The organism is Streptomyces sp. NRRL S-350, assembly GCF_000719705.1.
Lineage (GTDB): Bacteria > Actinomycetota > Actinomycetes > Streptomycetales > Streptomycetaceae > Kitasatospora.
This window is the reverse complement of the sequence record NZ_JOHO01000009.1, coordinates 112,174-130,797: the sequence shown is the minus strand read 5'-3', so window position 1 is coordinate 130,797 and position 18,624 is coordinate 112,174. Positions and strand designations below refer to the sequence as shown.

The 18,624-nt window shown below is 75.1% G+C and carries 15 protein-coding genes; 6 read left to right on the top strand and 9 right to left on the bottom strand.

The window, feature by feature from the left end; all coding sequences use genetic code 11:
• Positions 1 to 171: 171 nt before the first annotated feature.
• Together IF30_RS41310 and IF30_RS0111585 are read left to right on the top strand one after the other, a co-directional pair.
• Positions 172 to 4,866, top strand: coding sequence for a hypothetical protein (locus tag IF30_RS41310; protein WP_037899685.1), 4,695 nt, complete (start codon positions 172 to 174; stop codon positions 4,864 to 4,866).
• Between the two features lie 107 nt (positions 4,867 to 4,973).
• Positions 4,974 to 5,903, top strand: coding sequence for a cellulose-binding protein (locus IF30_RS0111585; protein WP_030057505.1), 930 nt, complete (start codon positions 4,974 to 4,976; stop codon positions 5,901 to 5,903).
• A gap of 79 nt (positions 5,904 to 5,982) precedes the next feature.
• Here IF30_RS0111585 and IF30_RS41305 read toward each other — a convergent pair whose 3' ends face one another.
• Positions 5,983 to 6,303, bottom strand: coding sequence for a hypothetical protein (locus IF30_RS41305; RefSeq protein ID WP_037899683.1), 321 nt, complete (start codon positions 6,301 to 6,303; stop codon positions 5,983 to 5,985).
• Complete coding sequence (locus tag IF30_RS0111575; protein ID WP_030235845.1) at positions 6,300 to 7,097, bottom strand: alpha/beta fold hydrolase; 798 nt, start codon at positions 7,095 to 7,097, stop codon at positions 6,300 to 6,302. The genes IF30_RS41305 and IF30_RS0111575 overlap by 4 nt, the downstream gene beginning before the upstream one ends.
• A 92-nt stretch (positions 7,098 to 7,189) precedes the next feature.
• Here IF30_RS0111575 and IF30_RS0111570 point away from each other — a divergent pair, with 92 nt between their 5' ends.
• The gene (locus tag IF30_RS0111570; protein ID WP_051709920.1) at positions 7,190 to 8,218 is read left to right on the top strand and encodes an ABC transporter ATP-binding protein; all 1,029 of its coding nucleotides are present in this window, start codon (positions 7,190 to 7,192) and stop codon (positions 8,216 to 8,218) included.
• Between the two features lies 1 nt (position 8,219).
• Complete coding sequence (locus IF30_RS0111565) at positions 8,220 to 8,987, top strand: ABC transporter permease subunit (RefSeq protein WP_030235840.1); 768 nt, start codon at positions 8,220 to 8,222, stop codon at positions 8,985 to 8,987.
• 25 nt (positions 8,988 to 9,012) lie between these two features.
• Here IF30_RS0111565 and IF30_RS0111560 read toward each other — a convergent pair whose 3' ends face one another.
• Positions 9,013 to 9,336, bottom strand: coding sequence for a hypothetical protein (locus IF30_RS0111560; RefSeq protein ID WP_030235837.1), 324 nt, complete (start codon positions 9,334 to 9,336; stop codon positions 9,013 to 9,015).
• A gap of 390 nt (positions 9,337 to 9,726) precedes the next feature.
• Between IF30_RS0111560 and IF30_RS0111555 the strand changes: the two genes are divergently transcribed.
• Positions 9,727 to 10,875, top strand: coding sequence for an LLM class flavin-dependent oxidoreductase (locus IF30_RS0111555; protein ID WP_030235834.1), 1,149 nt, complete (start codon positions 9,727 to 9,729; stop codon positions 10,873 to 10,875).
• Positions 10,876 to 10,991: 116 nt separating this feature from the next.
• Here IF30_RS0111555 and IF30_RS0111550 read toward each other — a convergent pair whose 3' ends face one another.
• Complete coding sequence (locus IF30_RS0111550) at positions 10,992 to 11,384, bottom strand: SCO5389 family protein (protein WP_030235831.1); 393 nt, start codon at positions 11,382 to 11,384, stop codon at positions 10,992 to 10,994.
• A gap of 480 nt (positions 11,385 to 11,864) precedes the next feature.
• Here IF30_RS0111550 and nucS point away from each other — a divergent pair, with 480 nt between their 5' ends.
• A complete protein-coding gene (nucS, locus tag IF30_RS0111545) occupies positions 11,865 to 12,524 on the top strand; it encodes an endonuclease NucS (protein WP_030235828.1) in 660 nt (219 codons plus the stop codon).
• Positions 12,525 to 12,528: 4 nt separating this feature from the next.
• Here nucS and IF30_RS0111540 read toward each other — a convergent pair whose 3' ends face one another.
• The 5 genes from IF30_RS0111540 to IF30_RS0111520 all read right to left on the bottom strand — a co-directional run bounded on the left by IF30_RS0111540 (position 12,529) and on the right by IF30_RS0111520 (position 18,615).
• A complete protein-coding gene (locus tag IF30_RS0111540; RefSeq protein WP_051709917.1) occupies positions 12,529 to 14,808 on the bottom strand; it encodes a hypothetical protein in 2,280 nt (759 codons plus the stop codon).
• A 208-nt stretch (positions 14,809 to 15,016) separates the two neighbouring features.
• Positions 15,017 to 15,358 carry an STAS domain-containing protein gene (locus IF30_RS0111535; RefSeq protein ID WP_051709914.1) on the bottom strand — a complete coding sequence of 114 codons (342 nt, stop codon included), beginning with the start codon at positions 15,356 to 15,358 and terminating at the stop codon, positions 15,017 to 15,019.
• A gap of 371 nt (positions 15,359 to 15,729) precedes the next feature.
• A complete protein-coding gene (locus IF30_RS0111530; protein WP_030235821.1) occupies positions 15,730 to 16,599 on the bottom strand; it encodes a 3-hydroxyacyl-CoA dehydrogenase family protein in 870 nt (289 codons plus the stop codon).
• 166 nt (positions 16,600 to 16,765) lie between these two features.
• Entirely contained in the window at positions 16,766 to 17,416 is a 651-nt protein-coding gene (locus IF30_RS0111525) for a response regulator (RefSeq protein WP_030235818.1), read from the bottom strand.
• Positions 17,413 to 18,615 carry a sensor histidine kinase gene (locus tag IF30_RS0111520; RefSeq protein ID WP_030235815.1) on the bottom strand — a complete coding sequence of 401 codons (1,203 nt, stop codon included), beginning with the start codon at positions 18,613 to 18,615 and terminating at the stop codon, positions 17,413 to 17,415. The genes IF30_RS0111525 and IF30_RS0111520 overlap by 4 nt, the downstream gene beginning before the upstream one ends.
• Positions 18,616 to 18,624 lie beyond the last annotated feature (9 nt).

Genomic DNA, 18,624 nt, shown 5'->3' with positions numbered 1-18,624 from the left:
ACCGCCGCGCTCCCGCACCCCCGGACTCCGACGACCGCGGCGGGCGGCCCCGGCTTGCCGGGAGTCGTCCGACGACCGCGGATGCAAGGACCAGTCGGACCGGCGCCCGGGAACGGGAGTCCTGGACCGGCCGGGTCGAGGACGCAACCAGGAGATGGATGGGACCGCGGAGTGCGGGGCAACGACCGCTACGAGGTTGACGATCACCTCTCCCAGTTCGAGGCCGAGATGGGTCGGACTCGGAAGGAGCGGGACAAGGCAGTCGAGCATGCCGAGGACCTCGCCTACCAGGTGGAGGTGCTGCGGGCGAAGCTGCACGAGTCCCGCCGCATGCTCGCCCAGCCGCGCGCCTTCGACGCCGTCTCCGGCCAGGCCGAGCAGATGCTCCGCACCGCCGAGATGCAGGCCCAGCAGCTGCGTGCCGACGCCGAGCGCCAGCTGCGCGACTCCCAGGCCGCCACCCAGCGGATCATGGCCGAGGCCGCCGAGCGCACCGCCCGCCTGGAGGCCGAGCTCGCCGCCCGCCGCCGCCAGCTGGAGGACGAGCTCGCCGAGCTGCGCCGCGCCGCCGAGCAGCACGTCAACGGCTGGGCCGAGCAGACCCGGGCCGGCTCCGAGCAGGAGGCCCAGCGCCTGCTGCAGGAGGCCCGCGTCGAGGCCGAGCGGATGGTCGCCGCCGCCCGCGCGGAGGCCGTCGCCCTCGCCGACCAGGCCCGCGCCCAGACCGCCGCCGACGTGGACGCCGCCCGCGGCGAGGCCCACGCCGCCGCCGAGGCCGCCCTCCAGCGCGCCCAGAGCGACGCCGAGCGCCTGCTGCGCGCCGCCTCCCAGCAGGCCCAGCAGGCCGGCGCCCAGGCCGCCGCGGACGTGGACGCCGCCCGCGGCCAGGCCCAGCAGGAGCTGGCCGCCGCCCACGTCGCCGCCGAACAGCAGCTGACCGTCGCGCACGCCGAGATCGGCCGGCTCAAGGAGCAGGCCGCCGTCGAACAGGCCCGGGCCGAGCAGCAGCTCGCCGCCGCCAAGGCCGAGATAGAGCGGCTGCGCGCCGAGGCGATCGCCGAGGCCGAACGCACCCGTCGCGAGGCCGCCGAGCTGCGCGCCCAGGCCGAGCAGGCCGCCGAACAGCTCCAGGCCGACGCCGAGGCCGCCGCCGAACGCAAGGTCGCCGACGGCGAGGCCGCCAACGAGCAGCGCTCGCAGACCGCCCGGGCCGAGGTGGCCCGCATGGTGGCGCAGGCCACCAAGGAGGCCGAGGCGATCCGCGCCGAGGCCGAGGCCGTACGGACCGCGGCGGCCACCAAGCAGGCCGAGGCCGACGCCGCCAAGGCCGCCGCCGCCGAGGAGAGCGAGCGGCTTCGGGCCACCGCCGAGTCGGTCGCCGCCCAGCTGCGCGCCGAGGCCGAGGCGGCGATCGCCGAACTGCGCGCCCGGGCCGAGCGGGACCTCGCCGAGCTGCGGGCACAGACCGAGGCCGAGGCGCAGCGACTGCGCAGCGAGGCCGAGGAGGAGGGCCGGGCGGCCGGCGCCAAGGACGCCACCGTGCACCTCGCCAAGGCTGCCAAGACCGCCGAGGAGGTGCTCGGACGGGCCAACCAGGACGCCGAGGCCGCCCGCGGCGAGGCCGCCGCCGAGGCCGAGCGGATCCGCGCCGAGGCCGCCGCCGAGGCACAGCGGCTGCGCGAGCAGGCGCAGGCCGCCGTCGAGCAGGCCCAGAACGCCGCCCTCGACGACGCCGCCGCGATCCGCGAGCGGATCGAGCAGATGCAGGACGAGGCGGCCCGGTTGCGCGCCGAGGCCGAGGAGCTGCGCGCCCAGGCCGCGGCCGAGGCCGACCGGGTCCGCGGTGAGGCCCGCCGCCAGGCCGTGGTGCAGATCGAGGAGTCGGCGAAGAACGCCGAGGAACTGCTCACCAAGGCCAAGGCCGACGCGGACGAGCTGCGGGCGGGTGCGGCCGGCGAGATCGAGCGGCTGCGCGAGCAGGCCCAGGAGCAGGCCGCCGAGACCCAGGGGCGGGCCGAGCAGACCCTGGCCCGGGCCCGCGCCGAGGCCGAGAAGATCACCGCCACCGCCGAGCAGCAGGGCCAGGACGCGCTCTCCGCCGCCAAGGCCGCGGCCGCCGAGAACCGTGCCGCCGCCGAGCGGGAGACCGCCGAACTCCGGCGCGAGGCAACGGAGTTCGACCAGCGGGTGCGCGCCGAGGCGAACGCTGCGGCGCAGGCCCTGGCCGCCGAGGCGCAGGCCGACGCGAAGGCCGTACGGGATGCCGCGGTGGCCGACTCCGAGCGGGTCCGCACCGAGGCCGACACCGAGGCCGCCCGGACCAGGGCCGAGGCCGAGGCCGCCGCGAACGCCCTGCGCGAGGAGAGCCGGCGCGAGCGCGAGGAGGCCGCCGCCGGGCTGGTTCGCGAACGCGAGGAGACCGCCGAGCAGCTGGCCGCCGCCCAGGCCGCCCGCGAGCAGGCCGAGCAGGCCGCCGCCGAACTGACCGAGCGCACCGCCGCCGAGACCGCCGAGCTGCGGGCCGTCGCCCAGCGCGAGACCACCCAGCAGCGCGAGGCCGCCGAGGCCTACGCCGACCGCGTCCGCACCGACGCCGAGCAGCACGCCGCCGAACTGACCGAGCGCACCGACCGCTACGCCGCCGGGGTACGGGCCGAAGCCGAGCAGGCCGTCGCCGAGCTGCGGGCCGTCGCCGAGCGCGAGACCACCGAGCAGCGGGAGGCCGCCGAGGCCTACGCCGACCGCGTCCGCACCGACGCCGAGCAGCACGCCGCCGAGCTCACCGAGCGCACCGCCGCCGAGACCGCCGAGCTCCGCCAGGCCGCCGAGACGTACGCCGCCGAGCAGCGCGAGGCCGCCGACCAGCTCCTGGAGCGCGCCGAAGCCGCCGCCGAGCAGCGCCGGGCGGAGTCCGCCAAGGACGCCAAGGCCACCAGGGAGAAGGCCGCCGCCGAGCTGGCACTGGCCAACGAGCAGGCCGAGACCGTCCGCGCCGAGGCCGGCCGCGAGCTGTCCGAGGCCCGCGCCACCGCCGACGGCATCCGCGCCGAGGCCGCCGCCGAGCTGGAGCAGGCCAAGGCCGACCGTGCCGAGCTGATCGCCGCCGCCGAGGCCGAGGGCGCCGGGCTGGTCGCCGCCGCCGAGGAGGAGGCCGCCGGGGTCCGCCAGTCGGTGGCCGGCATGCACGAGGCCGCCGCCGAGCAGATCGCCGCGCTCAGGGCCACCGCCGAACGGGAGGCCGAGGAGGTCCGCGAGGCGGCCGAGCTGGCCGCCGCCGAGGTGCGCGACCTCGCCGACCGCGAGACCACCGAGCTGCGCGCGCTGGCCGAGCGCGAGACCGCCGAGCAGCGCGCGGCCGCCGACGCCTACGCGGCGGAGGTCCGCGAGCTCGCCGAGCGCGAGACCGCCGACCTGCGGGCCGTCGCCGAGCGCGAGACCGCCGAGCAGCGCGCGGCCGCCGACCGGTACGCCGCCGAGCTGCGCGAGCGCACCGAGCTGGAACTGGCCGCCGAGCGCGAGGCCGTCGAGGCGGAGCTGGGCCGGCAGCGCGCCGAGGCCCAGGCGTACGACGCCCGGGTGCGCGCCGACGCCGAGGCCGAGCTGCGCGCCGCGCAGGAGGCCGCCGAGCAGCTGCGCGCCGAGGCCCGGGCACAGGCCGGCCGGACGGTGGCCGAAGCCGAGGAACTGGCCGCCGCGCTGCACGCCGAGGCCGAGGAGTACGCCCTGGCCACCCGCACCCTGGCCGACGAGTACGACAGCGCCACCCACGCCCGCGCCGACGCCTACGACGCGCAGACCCGGGAGGCCGCCGAGCAGTTCGACAAGGCCACCCGCGACCACGCCAAGGCCGTCCTGGAGAAGGCCTTCGCCGACGCCGAGTCGCTCGGCGAGGACGCCCAGACGACCGCGCTGGCCACCACCGCCGCCGCCGAGGAGCAGGCCGACGCGATGGTCGCCGCCGCCCGCAAGGAGGCCGACCGGCTGGTCGCCGCCGGCGAGGCGGCCGGTCAGGCCGCGGTCGAGAAGGGCCGCTCCGACGCGGACGCACTGCTCGCCGAGGCCCGCCGGGACGCCACCGCGATCCGCGAGCGCGCCGAGGAGCTGCGCGAGCGCACCGACGCCGAGGTGGAGGCGCTGCACGAGCGTGCCCGCAAGGAGAACGCGGCGGCCATGAAGTCGGCCGGCGAGCGGGTGGACGCGCTGGTGACGGCCGCCCAGGAGCAGCTGACCGAGGCCGAGGAGCAGGCGGTCGCCACCGTCGCCGAGGCCGAGGACCGCGCCGCGGCCCTGGTCGCCGCCGCCGAGGAGCGCGCGAGCGAGCTCACCTCGGAGGCCTCCGCCGAGGCCAGCAAGGTCCGGCTGTCGGCCGTCCGCAAGGCCGAGGGCCTGCTGAAGGAGGCGGAGACCAAGCTCGCCAACTCCACCGAGCGCGCCGAGTCGCTCATCGGGAAGGCCGAGGCGAAGCTGCAGTCGTCCGAGGCCGAGGCCGAGGAGCGGCTGGAGAAGGCGGCCGCCGAGGCGGAGAAGCGCCTGCGGGACGCGGAGCGGACCGCGGACGAGCAGGTCGAGCTGGCGCGGGCGGAGGCGGAGCGGCTGCTCGCCGAGGCCAAGACCGAGGCGAAGCGGGTCACCGACGAGGGCCGGCGCGAGCTGGACGAGCTGGTGCGCCGCCGCAAGGACATCAACACCGAGATCTCCAGGGTGCAGGACGTGCTGTCCGCGCTGGAGGCGTTCGAGGCACCGTCACCGGTCGCCCAGGCCAACGGGGGAAGCAGCAGCAAGAAGGACGGGGGGGCCAAGGCCGGTGCCGGAGTCGGCTCCCCCCGGTCGGGTGGCAATCGTTCCAAGAACGCGCCACCCGATTGAGCGGACATTGTCCGCGAGACGACGGCGTTTCACCGTCGACACTCCGGTACCGTGTCAGGATTCCCTCAACCACCTCAGCGGTTTGACGACAGGAAGCCCAGAACCCCATGAGCGACAGTCACTCCCCTCACGGCTTCGACCTGGTGCGCCGTGGGTACGAGCGTGCCCAGGTCGACGAGCGGATCACCAAGCTGGTGGCCGACCGTGACAGTGCATTGACCCGGATCAGCGCGCTGGAGAAGCGCATCGAGGAGCTCCACCTGGAGACCCAGACCGCCCAGGCGGCGGTCGTCGAGCAGGAGCCCTCGTACGCCGGTCTCGGCGCCCGGGTCGAGAAGATCCTGCGGCTCGCCGAGGAGGAGGCCAAGGACCTGCGCGACGAGGCGCACCGCGCCGCCGAGCAGCACCGCGAGCTCGCCGAGGCCGCCGCCCAGCAGGTGCGCACCGAGGCCGAGAACTACGCCAAGGACCGCAAGGCCAAGGCGGAGGACGAGGGCCTGCGGATCGTCGACAAGGCCAAGAGCGACGCGGCCCAGCTGCGGGCCGAGGCCAACAAGGACGCCCAGAACAAGCGCGAGGAGGCGGACGCCCTCTTCGAAGAGACCCGCACCAAGGCCGCCCAGGCCGCGCTGGAGTTCGAGACCAACCTGGCCAAGCGCCGCGAGCAGTCCGAGCGGGACCTGGCCGCCCGTCAGGCCAAGGCCGAGAAGCGCCTGGCCGAGATCGAGCACCGGGCCGAGCAGCTGCGCCTGGAGGCCGAGAAGCTGCGCACGGACGCCGAGCGCCGCGCCCGCCAGACCGTCGAGACGGCGCAGCGCCAGTCCGAGGACATCGTGGCGGACGCCAACGCCAAGGCGGACCGCATCCGCAGCGAATCCGAGCGCGAGCTGGCGGCGCTCACCAACCGCCGCGACAGCATCAACGCGCAGCTGACCAACGTCCGCGAGATGCTGGCGACGCTGACGGGCGCGGCCGTGGCCGCCGCCTCGCTGCCGAACGACGACACCATGGGCGTGCCCGCCCAGCAGTCGCGCTGACGCCGGGACACCGCAGGCCCTCACCCGCCAGGGTGAGGGCCTGTCGGCTGTCTCGCCGTCATCACCTCGGGTCGTTCTGCTACCGGGGGTAGGCGCCGTCCGGCCGCTGGTGGCCGCTGCTGAGCTGGTTGCCCTCGTCGTCGGAGACGGTGCCGTACCAGGAGGTGCACCACACCGACACCGAGTCGGGCCAGTACTGCACCTCGAAGGGGTGCCCGGGGCCGTAGTCGCCGTACGAGGTGACGATGAAGGTCTCCCCCGGCCGCATCCAGTAGTCCTCGCCGAGCGGTTCCAGCGTCAGCTCGACCAGCCCCTCGCTCCGGTTGGTCACCGGCATCCGGCCGCTCACCTCCAGCGCCGAGAAGTCCCAGGCGGCCGCGTCCTGGCTCTCCTGGCTCATCCGGCGGCCACCCGGGCCAACAGGGCGCGGACGGCGTCGTCGAAGGCCTCGGGCGTCTCCAGGGCGCTCAGGTGGCCCGCCCGGGGGATGACGGTCAGTTCGGCGTCCGGGCGGGCCCGGACCATCAGTTCGGCCTCCTCCGGCGCCACCAGCGGGTCCTGGGCCCCCGTCACGACGGCGACCGGCACCCGCAGCGCGGCCAGTACGTCCAGGGACTCCGGGCGGGCCGCCATGGCCCGGTGGGCCCAGGCGACGGCCTCCGGGGACGCGGCCGCGACCATCGCCTCCACCCGGGCCACGAGGTGCTGCGAGTCGGGCCCGAGCTGCCCGGCCGCCACCTGCTCGTCCAGCAGCAGCCGCACGCTGCCGCGCGCGGTGACGGCGGCCGCGATCCGCTCCCGGTTGGCCCGCACCGCGTCGGTGTCGGCGGTGGCCCGGGTGTTGGCGAGCAGCAGGCCGGAGAGCCGGCCGGGGTGGCGGCGGGCGAAGGCCAGCGCAACGTAGCCGCCCATGGAGATCCCGCCGACCACCGCGCGCTCGATCCCGGCCGCGTCCAGCAGCAGCGCGAGGTCGTCGGCGACCAGGTCCAGCGAGGGCTCGTCGACGCCCAGCTCGGTGCCGCCGAAACCCCTCTGGTCGGGGGCGAGCACCCGGGCCCCGTCCCCGGTCAGGCCGGGCAGCGTGTCCAGCTGGGACGACCACATCGAGGCGTTCAACGGAAAGGCGTGCAGCAGCACGAGGGGTGTTCCGGTACCGCTCTCGCGGACGGACACTGCGGAGGGGAGCTGGGTCATGGGGCCACCGTATTCCGGCGCGCCCGAGGGGCCCACTCAGCGGGCCGCGATATCCGCTTTGTCCTAGCCTGCCAGAGAGCAAGGGAGCGCGAATGATCGAGTTGCACGACCTGACCAAACGTTACGGCAAGACGCTCGCGGTGGACCGGCTCAGCTTCACCGTCCCCCGGGGGGTGGTGACCGGCTTCCTCGGCCCCAACGGCGCCGGCAAGTCCACCACCATGCGCATGATCCTCGACCTCGACCGCCCCACCGGCGGCCGGGTCACCATCGACGGCAAGCGCTACGGGCAGCTCAGCGAGCCCCTCAAGTACATCGGCGCGCTGCTGGAGGCCAAGGCCGTCCACCCCGGCCGCACCGCCCGCGACCACCTGCTCTGGCTCGCCCAGAGCAACCGCATCCCGACGCGCCGGGTGGACGAGGTGCTCGCCCTGGTCGGCCTCACCCCGGTCGCCCGCAAGCGGGCCCGTGGCTTCTCGCTCGGCATGGGCCAGCGCCTGGGCATCGCCTCCGCCCTGCTCGGCGACCCGGAGATCGTCATGTTCGACGAGCCGGTCAACGGCCTGGACCCGGAGGGCATCCTCTGGATCCGCAACCTCATGAAGCGCCTCGCCGCCGACGGCCGGACGGTCTTCGTCTCCTCCCACCTGATGAGCGAGATGGCCGTCACCGCCGACCACCTGGTGGTCATCGGCAAGGGCCGGCTGCTCGCCGACCTGCCGATGCCGGAGTTCATCCGGCGCAACTCCCGCTCCGCCGTACGGCTGCGCAGCCCGGAGCCCGAGCGGCTGCTCGACGTGCTGGCCGACGCCGGGCTGCGCCCCGAGCCCGGCCCGGACGGCTCGTACGAGGTCGTCGACGGCGACCTCGCGCGGCTCGGCGAACTGGCCGCGGCCAACGGCGTGGTGCTGCACGAACTCAGCCCGCAGCAGGCCTCGTTGGAGGAGGCGTTCATGCAGATGACGGCCGACTCGGTGGAGTACCACGCGGGCGGCGGACCGGGCCGGGACACGGCCGGCGGCCCGGACCGGGACGCGGCCGGCGCGTCCGCCGGCTGGGGCTCCGGCTGGAAGGCCGGCGGCTCCCGGCAGACCACCGCGGCACGGCAGGAGGAGAACTGACATGGCGTCCTTCCCGGCGATCCTGCGCTCCGAGTGGACGAAGATCAGCAGCGTCCGCTCGACGGTCTGGACGCTCGCGCTGACCTTCGTCGTCACCGTCGGCATCGGCGCGCTGCTGTCCCTGCTCACCAACAACAACTTCGCCGAGTTCCGCCGCAACGACCAGTCCCCGTTCGACGCCACCGGGACGGCCTTCTCCGGCATCATGCTCGGCGAGCTCGCCATCATCGTCTTCGGCGTGCTGGCCATCGGCAACGAGTACAGCACCGGCATGATCCGGGTCACCCTGGCCGCCGTCCCGCAGCGCGGCACCCTGCTCACCGGCAAGGCCGCGGTGCTGGGCGCGATGGCCCTCGGGGTCTCGGTGGTGACGGCCTTCGTCACCTTCTTCGTCGGCCAGGCGCTGCTCGGCTCGCACTCCACCGGCCTCGGCGAGCCGCACGTGCTGCGCGCGGTCTTCGGCGCCGCGCTGTACCTGACGATGCTCTGCCTGTTCTCGGCGGGCGTCACCACGATGCTGCACAACCAGACCCTCGCGCTCGGCGTGCTGGTGCCGTTCTTCTTCCTGCTCTCGCCGATCCTCTCGGCAGTGCCGAAGGTCAAGACGCTGGCCCACTACTTCCCCGACTACGCCGGCTCGCGGATGCTGCTGGTGTACGAGCAGCACGGCCAGCCGTACGGGCCGTGGCCCGGCTTCCTCATCTGCCTCGCCTGGACGGCCGCGGCCCTGGCCGGGGGCGCGCTGGTGCTCAAGAAGCGGGACGCGTAGGGCGGTTGGGCCCCCGTGCGGGGCCTCAGTAGCGCGGAGCGCCGCGGCCCCGCAGGACGCCGGAGGCCCGGCGCTCCCGCGCTCCCCAGCACGCGCGGTGCCAGTGCCGCCGGTCCTCGACCCCCGCGCCGTGCATCGGCCAGGCCACCACGTGGCCCGTCCCCGGCGGGATCTCCTGGTCGCAGCCCGGGCAGCGGTAGAACCGCCCCGCCGTCCCGGCGACCGTCTGGACCACCCAGTCGTCGCCCTGGTAGCTCTCGGTGCGGCGCAGCGACCCACCGAGCGGGGCGGCCGTCTCGGCGCTCTCGCGGGGGGCGGCGCTCTTGATCCGGTTGCGGCGCGGCGACACGGCGGACTGCCTCTCTTCCGGGGCTCTGGGCCGTTCCAGCCTACGGCCGGCCGGCCCCCGGAACGGCCACTATCACGGCTCCCCCCGGTGCTCCGGCGTTTTTGCCGAGATCCACCCGATCCTCGGGGAAATTCGAGGTTCCGCGTGCCATTGGCACATGACATCGGATACCCACAGGAGGAAGAGGCGGGGCTCGCAGACCCTGCGCGCACCCGAGGAGGCCCAAGGATGACCAAGACGACCACCCGTGCCGAGACCCGTCGGCCGGTCGGGGTCCGACCGCCCGCACCCGGTCCGACGCTGACCGCCGTCCCCCCGGTGACGGCCGCCGCGGGCGAACCGCTGCCCGCGGCCCAGCGCGCGGGGGCGCGGCCGGCGGACACCGCGCCGGTGCGGGTCGGCCTGTTCATGCTGTCCGCGCAGTTCCCCGGCCAGAGCCACGGCGAGGCGCTGGAGCGCACCCTGCGGTCCGCCGTGGAGGCCGAACTCGCGGGGCTGGACAGCGTCTGGCTGGCCGAGCACCACTTCGTGCCGTACGGGGTCTGCCCGGACGCGGCCACGCTGGCGGCGCTGCTGCTCGGGCGCACCCGCCGGATCGGCGTCGGCACGGCGGTCAGCGTGCTCTCCACCCGGCACCCGGTGGCGCTCGGCGAGCAGGCCGCGCTGCTGCACCTGACCTCCGGCGGGCGGTTCACGCTCGGGGTCGGCCGCGGCGGCCCGTGGATCGACCTGGACGTGTTCGGCGACGGCCTGGCCGCCTTCGAGAACGGCTTCCCGGAACGGCTGGACCTGCTGCTGCGCTGGCTGCGCGGCTCCCGGGTGGGCGCGGACGGCCCCCAGTTCGCCTTCCCTGAGGTGGCGGTGGTGCCGCGGGCCACCGAACCGGTGCGGCGGCCCGGCCTGAGCAGCTGGCTCGGCCTCGGCGAGCAGTCCGGCCCGGTGCGCTTCCCGCGCCAGCGCCGGGACGAGGAGGGCCTCGGCGAGGAGCTCACCGCGTCCGGCCGGCCGGTGGCCGGTCCGCCGGTGGTGGTCGCCTGCACGTCGCCGGGCGGGGTGAAGCTGGCCGCCGAGCGCGGCCTGCCGATGCTGCTCGGCATGCACTCGGGGGACGAGGACAAGCTGCGGATGCTGGAGCTGTACCGCACCGCCTGGCTGGCCGCCGGGCGCAGCGAGGAGCAGCTGCGCCGGGTCGGCCGCCGGCACGTCGCGGCCGGGGTGGCCCAGGTCGACGACCGCACCGCGGCGGCCCGGTCCACCCTGCTGAACGCGATGCCCGGCTGGTTCGAGCACGGGCTCGGCGCCCACCGCACCGTGGACGGCCGCGAGCGCAAGATGCGCGACCCGCGCGAGTACACCGAACTCCTCTGCGACCTGCACGCGGTGGGCACCCCGCGGCAGTGCGCCGACCGGCTGCTGGCCACCGCCGAACGGACCGGCATCCGCCGGTTCGCCCTGCTCGCCGAGGGCAGCGGCGACCACGAGGCGACGCTGCACAACATCGCCCGGCTCGGCTCCGAGGTGCTGCCGGAGCTGGGCTGAGGCTCCGGGCCGCGCCGGTCCGGCCCGCCGTCGGCCCGGGCCGCCGCCCCTCCCCCACACCGGGGACGGGGGGCGGCCGGCGCCGCGCCGGCACCGTACCGGTCGAGGCCCGGTGCTCAGCAGTCCCGCAGTTCGTCGGACTGGTTGAGCAGCTGCTCCCGGACGGAGGTGAAACGCGTGAACCGCGCCTCATTGGCCTCCGACGGCACGAACACCGCCACCCGGTGACAGTTCTGGAAGGCCAGCCGTACGCCGAAGTGGCGCTGCAGGGCGCCCCGGATGGCATCGCTGGCGAGGGCGCGCAGCAGCTGGCCGCGGGCCTGCTCGCTGGGCGGTGGCACCTGGTTGTCGGCGAAGTCGGTGCCGTCGACCTTCGCCTGGGCGACCAGCGAGCTGATCAGGTCCCAGGCGTACGGCAGGGAGACGCGGACGCAGTCGACGAATTCCCGCTCGTCGACCTCGCCCCGCTCGGCCTTTTCCAGCAGGGCCGGTGAGACGTCGAGCGACATGGATTCTCCTCTCGCGGTCCACCCGCGCGGCGCCCGGGTGGTCGTGCGTAGTCCAAGCTCAGGTGAGGTGGGCGTATCGCGCGTGGTGTCCGGAACACCGTGGGACGGGCGTTTCCGGCACCTTCGCGACCAGCGGCGACGGGCACGGGACGTGACGCCCCGAACACCGACCGCGCTCAGAACAGCGTGTCAGTGAACAGCGGAGCGGGCCGGTCATTCCTGCGGATTGCTCCGGAAACCCGCGTCGCTGCACCAGATTGGCCGGATCCCGTCGGATCGTTCATCTGAAGTCTCCATCCCCGTTGACAGCGATCCCGCAAGCATGCCGTCACACACGGTAGCGACCCCAGGGGATGGGCGCCAGACCTCGACGGGTGGGAGCGGAACCGCTGAACCTCAATGTTCGCGGGGTTCGCGCTTTCTTCACCCCGTCGTCGTGGAATCGCATCAACTGGCCCCGGTGGGCTAGCGTGGTCGACCGTGCGTCTCGTAATTGCCCGCTGCTCAGTCGACTATGCCGGTCGGCTCTCCGCCCATCTGCCCTCCGCCACCAGGCTCATCCTGGTCAAGGCCGACGGCAGCGTCAGCATCCACGCCGACGACCGCGCCTACAAGCCGCTCAACTGGATGTCCCCGCCGTGCGCCCTCAAGGAGGCCGACGGGGTCTGGACGGTGGAGAACAAGGCCGGCGAGAAGCTCATCATCACGCTGGAGGAGGTGCTGCACGACTCGTCCCACGAGCTCGGGGTCGACCCGGGCCTGATCAAGGACGGCGTCGAGGCGCACCTCCAGGAGCTGCTCGCGGACCGGATGGAGGTGCTCGGCACCGGCTGGTCGCTGATCCGCCGCGAGTACCCCACCGCGATCGGCCCGGTCGACATCCTCTGCCGCGACGCCGACGGCGCCACGGTGGCCGTCGAGATCAAGCGCCGCGGCGAGATCGACGGTGTCGAACAGCTCACCCGCTACCTCGAACTCCTCAACCGGGACCCGCTGTTGGCCCCGGTCAAGGGCGTCTTCGCCGCGCAGGAGATCAAGCCCCAGGCCCGTGTGCTGGCCACCGACCGGGGCATCGGCTGCGTGGTCCTGGACTACGACGAGCTGCGCGGCATCGACGACGACAAGCTCAAGCTGTTCTGACCGCTCAGGGCGTCCCGGACGGGCTGCCGCTCGGGGCCGTCGGCGACCCGGACGACGTCGACGGCGGGGTGCTCGGCGGGGTGCTCGGCGGAGAGGTCGAGGTGCCGCCGGGTGCCGGCCTCGTCGGCTGCGGCCCGGTCGGCTGAGGCGGCTGAGGCTGCCCCGGCTGCGGCACCGGCGGCTGCGGCTGGCCCGGGTAGGGCGGCTGCGACTGCTGCGGGGACTGCGACCCGCTCGCCCCCGGCGAGGAACCCGGCTTCTTCGACGGCGAGGGGCTCGGCGGGTGCGAAGCGCTCGCGCTCGCCGACGGCGCCGGGCTCGCGCTGCTCTGCCCCGTCGCCGCGCCCGGCGCGGAGCCGGCCGTGCTCGGGCCGGTGCTGCCGGAGGGCAGCGGGAACGGCGGGTCCTGGACGCCGCCGCCGTCGTCCAGCCGGCCGCTGTGCGGGTCCTTGCCCTGGTGGTCGTCCGGCCCGGCGAAGCTCATCGACACGGCCGTCCCGAGCACGCCCAGGGTCAGGACGGCCGTGGAGACCACGAGCACCCGCCGCCGCCTGCTGGACTTCAGACGGGCCGGCACCCGGGCCGCGATCTTGCGGATCACCGGGCCCCGGCCGGCCGCCGCGGCGGGCGGCCCGGCGGGCAGCTGCCGTCCGTCGGCCTGCAGCAGGTCGAGCATCCGGCGCGCGGAGGCCACGCCGCGCTGCTCGCCCGCGGCCGCCCGCAGGGTGAGCGCGGTCTCCAGTTCGGCGACGGCCCGGGACGGCTGCTGGAGGCAGATGGCGTGCACGCCGGCCTCGTGGTGGAACCAGGCCTGGTCGACCGCCGAGCCGCAGCGCCTGGCCGCCTCCAGGCCGAGCTGCAGCACCCGCTCCCAGGCGCCCCAGCGCAGCGCCAGCGCCAGGGCGGGCGCCGCCGCCCGGGCGAGCTTGACGACCGCCTCGTGGCGGCCGGCGGCCCGGTCGGCGAGCAGGACGCCGATCACCACCTCGGCCTCGGCGGCGATCTGTTCCAGCGTCACCGAGCTGTGCCCGACCCACCAGGCGAAGTGCTGGGCGGCGCCGTCGACGCAGCCCATGGGCGGCCAGTGCGGGGCGAGCAGTTCGAGCGCTCCGGCGGTCAGCCGGTGGTGGCCGCCGATGGACACGGCGAGCCCGGCGTCGGCGAGTTCGGCGAGGGCGGCCTCGCCCTGGCCGACGTCGATCAGCGCGGGCAGGTGCGGCGCGGTGGGGCACTCGCCGCCGAGCGCGACGGCGAGCCGCAGCACGGCCTGCGCGGGCTCGCTCAGCCCCTCGGCGAGCCGCACGGCGGGCGAGGCGGTCTCGGCGACCGACGGCAGCGGGACGGTGCGGCGCAGCGCGTTCTCCCGGATCGCCGGGTCGGGGTCGCGGACGGGCCCCTCGACGGCGCCGAAGACGTCCATCCGGTCGTCCTCGGCGGCGACCAGCGCGTCCACCGCGACGTCCCGCTGGCGCAGCAGCGCGGCGGCCTGGACGAAGCGCAGCGGCAGGCCCTCGGACTCGAACCAGAGGTCCACCGCCCAGGCCTTCTCGGCGACGTCCATGGGGCGCCCGGCCAGCCGGGCGGTGAGGGTGAGGCAGGCGGCTCGGGAGAGCCCGGCGACGAGGTGGTCCCGCATCCGGGAGTCGGGCGGCAGCGGCGGGCTCTCCGGGGCGACCGAGACCAGGAAGGCGCAGCCCGGGGCGGCGGCGAGCAGTTCCTCCAGTTCGGCGCCGGAGGGCTCGGCGGCGTCGATCACGACGACCGCGGCGACCTCGGCGAGGTGGGCGGCGAGTCGGCCGGGGTCGGGCCGGTAGCCGGGGGCGTGGTGGGTGGCGGCGAACAGGTCCTGGAGGAGGTCGGCGGCGGTACGGCGGTGGCCGCACAGCTGGACGACGCCGCCGGGGGCGAGGTCGGCGGCGGCCGCGGCGACGGCCGACAGCAGTGAGCTGCGGCCCGAGCCGGCCTGGCCGACCAGGCGTATGGAGCGGCCTTCGGCGAGCAGGCCGAGCAGTTCGGCGATGTCGGCCTCGCGGTCCAGCAGCGGCAGGTCGGCGGGGCCGGCGCCGAGCGCGAGCGGGCCGACCGCGCGGCCGACGCCGCCGACCGGGCCGCGGGCGGGCTCGCTGCGTTCGATCCGGCGCGGGCGCGGGCGCCACTCCTCGGGGCACGGCCTGGCCTCGGAACCGTCCAGGGCGCCGACTCCCACCAGCAGGCCGCCGGAGACCAGTTCGCCGCCGCGGGTGCGGACGGCCTCCTGCCGGAACTCCCCGGATGGCTGTGCCACGTTCTGCTCCGCATCGTGCTCGGCCGCCGGCGCCCCGCGCCGGCCGGCGGACGCCCCGGTCGTGGCCGCGGACGTCCCGGTCGTGGCCGCGGGCGGTCTGGGGTCAGCCCCGGCGGCCGTCTTCTGACGGGCAGACTCTTGCACATCCGGGCCCGCCCGCGCAGGGCGGTCCCGGGGCGGGGCCGGTGGGAGGCGCTGACCAGGCGCGTTACAGGGCGAACCCGTGCGCCTCGGCGATGCCGTGCGCCTCGGCGATGCCGCCGTCGACGGCGAGGATGCGGTGCAGCTTGGTGGCCACGAGCAGCCGTTGGAGCTGGGCGGGGACGGAGCGCAGCACCAGGCGGCGGCCGATCCGGCCGGCCCGCCGGTGGGTGCCCATGATCACTCCGAGGCCGGTGGCGTCCCAGAACTCCAGCCGGGCGAGGTCGAGCACGAGGTCGCCGAGGCCGCCGTCCACGGCCCGGTGCAACTGGGCCCGGGCGTCGGCGGCGGTGCGCACGTCGAGGCGGCCTTCGATGGCCAGCGCCCTGTGGTCGCCGGTGATGCGCATGCTCTCCTCCTTCGCCTGGAAGGCCTGGTGCGGGGCGGGTCCACCCCGGCCGTACCGGGTGCGGGAGTCGGGGGTCCGTTCCGGGCGGGTTCGTTCCGGGCGGGCCGCGGCCCCACACCCGGACCCGGTCGGAATGCCGGGTTCCCTCATCTGACGGTGAACCGGCTCCGCAGGTTGCTGGTTCCGGCCGGATCTGAAGCAACTTCACTCGTCCGAGGGAATATACGCAGGAAGTCTCCACACCTACGCTCGATTACCGCCCAAATCACCCGTCTGCGGCACCCGGCGTGAGGAAACTCACCCGCCCCCGGCGGGGCGGGCCGTACGGTGCTTCGCCCGCACGGCCCACCCGGTCGTCCGACCCCGTCGGCTCACTTGCCTTCGTACGGGTAGAAGCCGCGGCCGCTCTTGCGGCCGAGGTCGCCGGCGGTGACCATGCGGGCCATCACCTCGGGGGCGGCGAACTTCTCGTCCTTGGTCTCGGTGTAGATGTTGTGGGCGGCGTGCAGCAGGATGTCCACGCCGGTCAGGTCGGCGGTCTGCAGGGGGCCCATGGCGTGGCCGAAGCCCAGGCGGCAGGCGGTGTCGATGTCCTCGGCGGTGGCGACGCCCGACTCGTACAGCTTGGCGGCCTCGACGACCAGCGCGGTGATCAGGCGGGTGGTGATGAAGCCGGCGACGTCGCGGTTGACCACCACGACCTCCTTGCCGATGCCCTCGGCGTAGGCGCGGACGGTGGCGAGCGTCTCGTCACTGGTCTTGTAGCCGCGCACCAGCTCGACCAGCTTCATCATCGGGACCGGCGAGAAGAAGTGGACGCCGACGACCGACTCGGGGCGCCGGGTCGCGGCGGCGATCCGGGTGATCGGGATGGCGGAGGTGTTGGAGGCCAGCACGGCACCGTCCTTGGCGAGCTTGTCGAGCTCGCGGAAGACGGCCTCCTTGACGTCCAGCTGCTCGAACACGGCCTCGACCACGATGTCGGCCTCGGCGACGGCGCCCAGGTCGGTGGTGGTGGTGATCCGGCCCAGCGCGGCCTCGGCGTCCTCGGCGGTCAGCTTGCCCTTGGCGACGAACTTCCCGTAGGAGGCGCGGATGCCCGCGAGGCCGCGCTCCAGCGCCTCCTCGGTGACGTCCCGCAGGACCACCGGGTGGCCGGCCTGCGCGGAGACCTGGGCGATGCCGGCGCCCATCAGGCCGGCGCCGATCACGGCGATCTGCTTGCTGGACGCATTGCTCATGGCTTGGTCTCCCGATGCCGTCGCCGCCCCGCGGGCGGGCCCTGAAGGCGGCTCAGGGCAGGGGTGACCGCCTTTGCGAGCCGCATCGCTCACGCGGACTCTAATGCCCGAACCCCCCGCGCAGTAGCAATCGGGAGTGTGATCTGCGACCGGCCCGGTCGGGCGGTCAGAGGGTCAGTCCGAGGTCCTGGGCCAGGATCGCCGCCTGCACCCGGCTGCGCAGCCGCAGCTTCGCCAGGATCCGGCTGACGTGCGTCTTCGTGGTCGCCTCGGCCATCTCCAGCCGGGCGGCGATCTCCCCGTTGGACAGCCCCGCCCCGATGCAGGCCAGCACCTCGCGCTCACGGCCGGTCAACCCGCCCACCGCCTCCCGCGCCTCGGGCCCGACCTGCCGGTCCGCGCGGGTGAAGGACCCGATCAGCCGCCTGGTGACCGAGGGCGCCAGCATGCCGTCCCCGCGCGCCACCGTCCGTATCCCCTCGACCAGGGTGTCCGCCTCCAGGTCCTTGAGCAGGAACCCGGCCGCGCCGGCCCGCAGCGCGCCGTAGACGTACTCGTCCAGGTCGAAGGTGGTCAGCACGAGCACCTGGCCGGCTCCGGCGGCCACCACCTCGCGGGTCGCCGAGACGCCGTCCAGCCGGGGCATCTGCACGTCCATCAGCACCACGTCCGGCCGTAGCTCCAGGGCCAGCCGGACGGCCTCCTCGCCGTCGGCGGCCTGCCCGACCACCTCGAAGTCCGGCTCCGCGCGCAGGATCATCACCAGCGCCGCCCGCACCGCCGCCTGGTCCTCCGCCACCAGCACCCGGATCGTCATGCCCGCCCCTCGCTCTCCTGTGCCCGCGGCAGCACCGCGCGCACGCTCCAGTACCCGTCCTTGGGCCCCGCCTCGAAGGTGCCGCCGAGCAGTCCGGCCCGCTCCGCCATGCCCACCAACCCAGCCCTGGCGCCGGGCAGTCCGCGGCCCGGCTCGCCGCGGTACGGGCTGTCGACCGCGATCCGCAGCTCGTCGGGCCCGAAGTCCAGCCGGAGCCGGACCAGTCCGGGGCCGGCGTGCTTGAGGGCGTTGGTCAGCGACTCCTGGACGATCCGGTACGCGGCCAGTCCGACCGGCACCGGCACCTGGCCGCGCTCGCCGTGCTCGGCCAGCTCGAAGTCCAGCCCGACGTCCTGGCCGGCCGCCCGGGCCTTGGCCAGCAGGGCATCCACGGCGGCCAGGTCGGGCGCCGCGTACGACTCGTCGGCCTCTCCCCCGCCGCTGTCCCGGAGCAGTCCGATCATGCGACGCATTTCGGCCAATCCCTGGACGCTGTTCTCCCGGATCACCGCCAGCACCTCCACCAGCGGGTCGTCCGCGGGCAGGCTCCGCCGCCTCGCCACGGACTGCGCACCGGTGGCGTGGATCGCGATCGCCGACAGGTGGTTGGCCACCACGTCGTGCAACTCCCTTGCCATCCGCGCCCGTTCCGCGCCCACCGCCTCGCGCCGGTCCATCTCCGAGAGCAGCGCGGTCTGTTCGGCGCGCAGCCGCTCGGCCTCCGCCTCCTGCCGGTGCTTGCGCACCACGTCGCCCGTCCACACCGGCGACAGGAAGACCAGCGCGCTGAGCACCGCGATCAGCAGGCCGGTCGCGGTGCCGGCGGCGTACCAGGCCACACCGGCGAGCACCAGCACGGTGGACCCGCCGGTCAGGTGCAGCACCCGCGACATCCGCCGGCCGCCGTAGACCACCGCCGCGTACAGCAGATCGGTGTACATGATCAGCGTCGCCAGCAGGCTGCCGGTGAGCAGGCAGGCCACGAAGGCCAGGCCGCCGACCGACACCGTCAGCACCGGTCTGGTCCGCCGGCACAGCTCCAGCCCGGCCATCACCAGCATCGGCAGCGCCACCGCCCAGACGGGCACGCGGTCGGCGTGGTCGTACACCCGGAAGACGATCAGCACCGTGCCGCCGACCAGGCCGCAGAAGGCGACCAGCCGGTCGAGCCGGCGCGGGGACAGGGACGGAACGGGCACGCCCCCATC

Excerpts from the sequence above, each read along its gene's own strand:
- IF30_RS0111565 (WP_030235840.1), top strand. The coding sequence starts at position 8,220 with ATGGCGTCCTTCCCGGCGATCCTGCGCTCCGAGTGGACGAAGATCAGC.
- IF30_RS0111550 (WP_030235831.1), bottom strand. The coding sequence starts at position 11,384 with ATGTCGCTCGACGTCTCACCGGCCCTGCTGGAAAAGGCCGAGCGGGGC.
- IF30_RS0111530 (WP_030235821.1), bottom strand. The coding sequence starts at position 16,599 with ATGAGCAATGCGTCCAGCAAGCAGATCGCCGTGATCGGCGCCGGCCTG.
- IF30_RS0111570 (WP_051709920.1), top strand. The coding sequence starts at position 7,190 with ATGATCGAGTTGCACGACCTGACCAAACGTTACGGCAAGACGCTCGCG.
- IF30_RS0111525 (WP_030235818.1), bottom strand. The coding sequence starts at position 17,416 with ATGACGATCCGGGTGCTGGTGGCGGAGGACCAGGCGGCGGTGCGGGCG.
- IF30_RS0111535 (WP_051709914.1), bottom strand. The coding sequence starts at position 15,358 with ATGCGCATCACCGGCGACCACAGGGCGCTGGCCATCGAAGGCCGCCTC.
- IF30_RS41305 (WP_037899683.1), bottom strand. The coding sequence starts at position 6,303 with ATGAGCCAGGAGAGCCAGGACGCGGCCGCCTGGGACTTCTCGGCGCTG.
- IF30_RS0111585 (WP_030057505.1), top strand. The coding sequence starts at position 4,974 with ATGAGCGACAGTCACTCCCCTCACGGCTTCGACCTGGTGCGCCGTGGG.
- IF30_RS0111575 (WP_030235845.1), bottom strand. The coding sequence starts at position 7,097 with ATGACCCAGCTCCCCTCCGCAGTGTCCGTCCGCGAGAGCGGTACCGGA.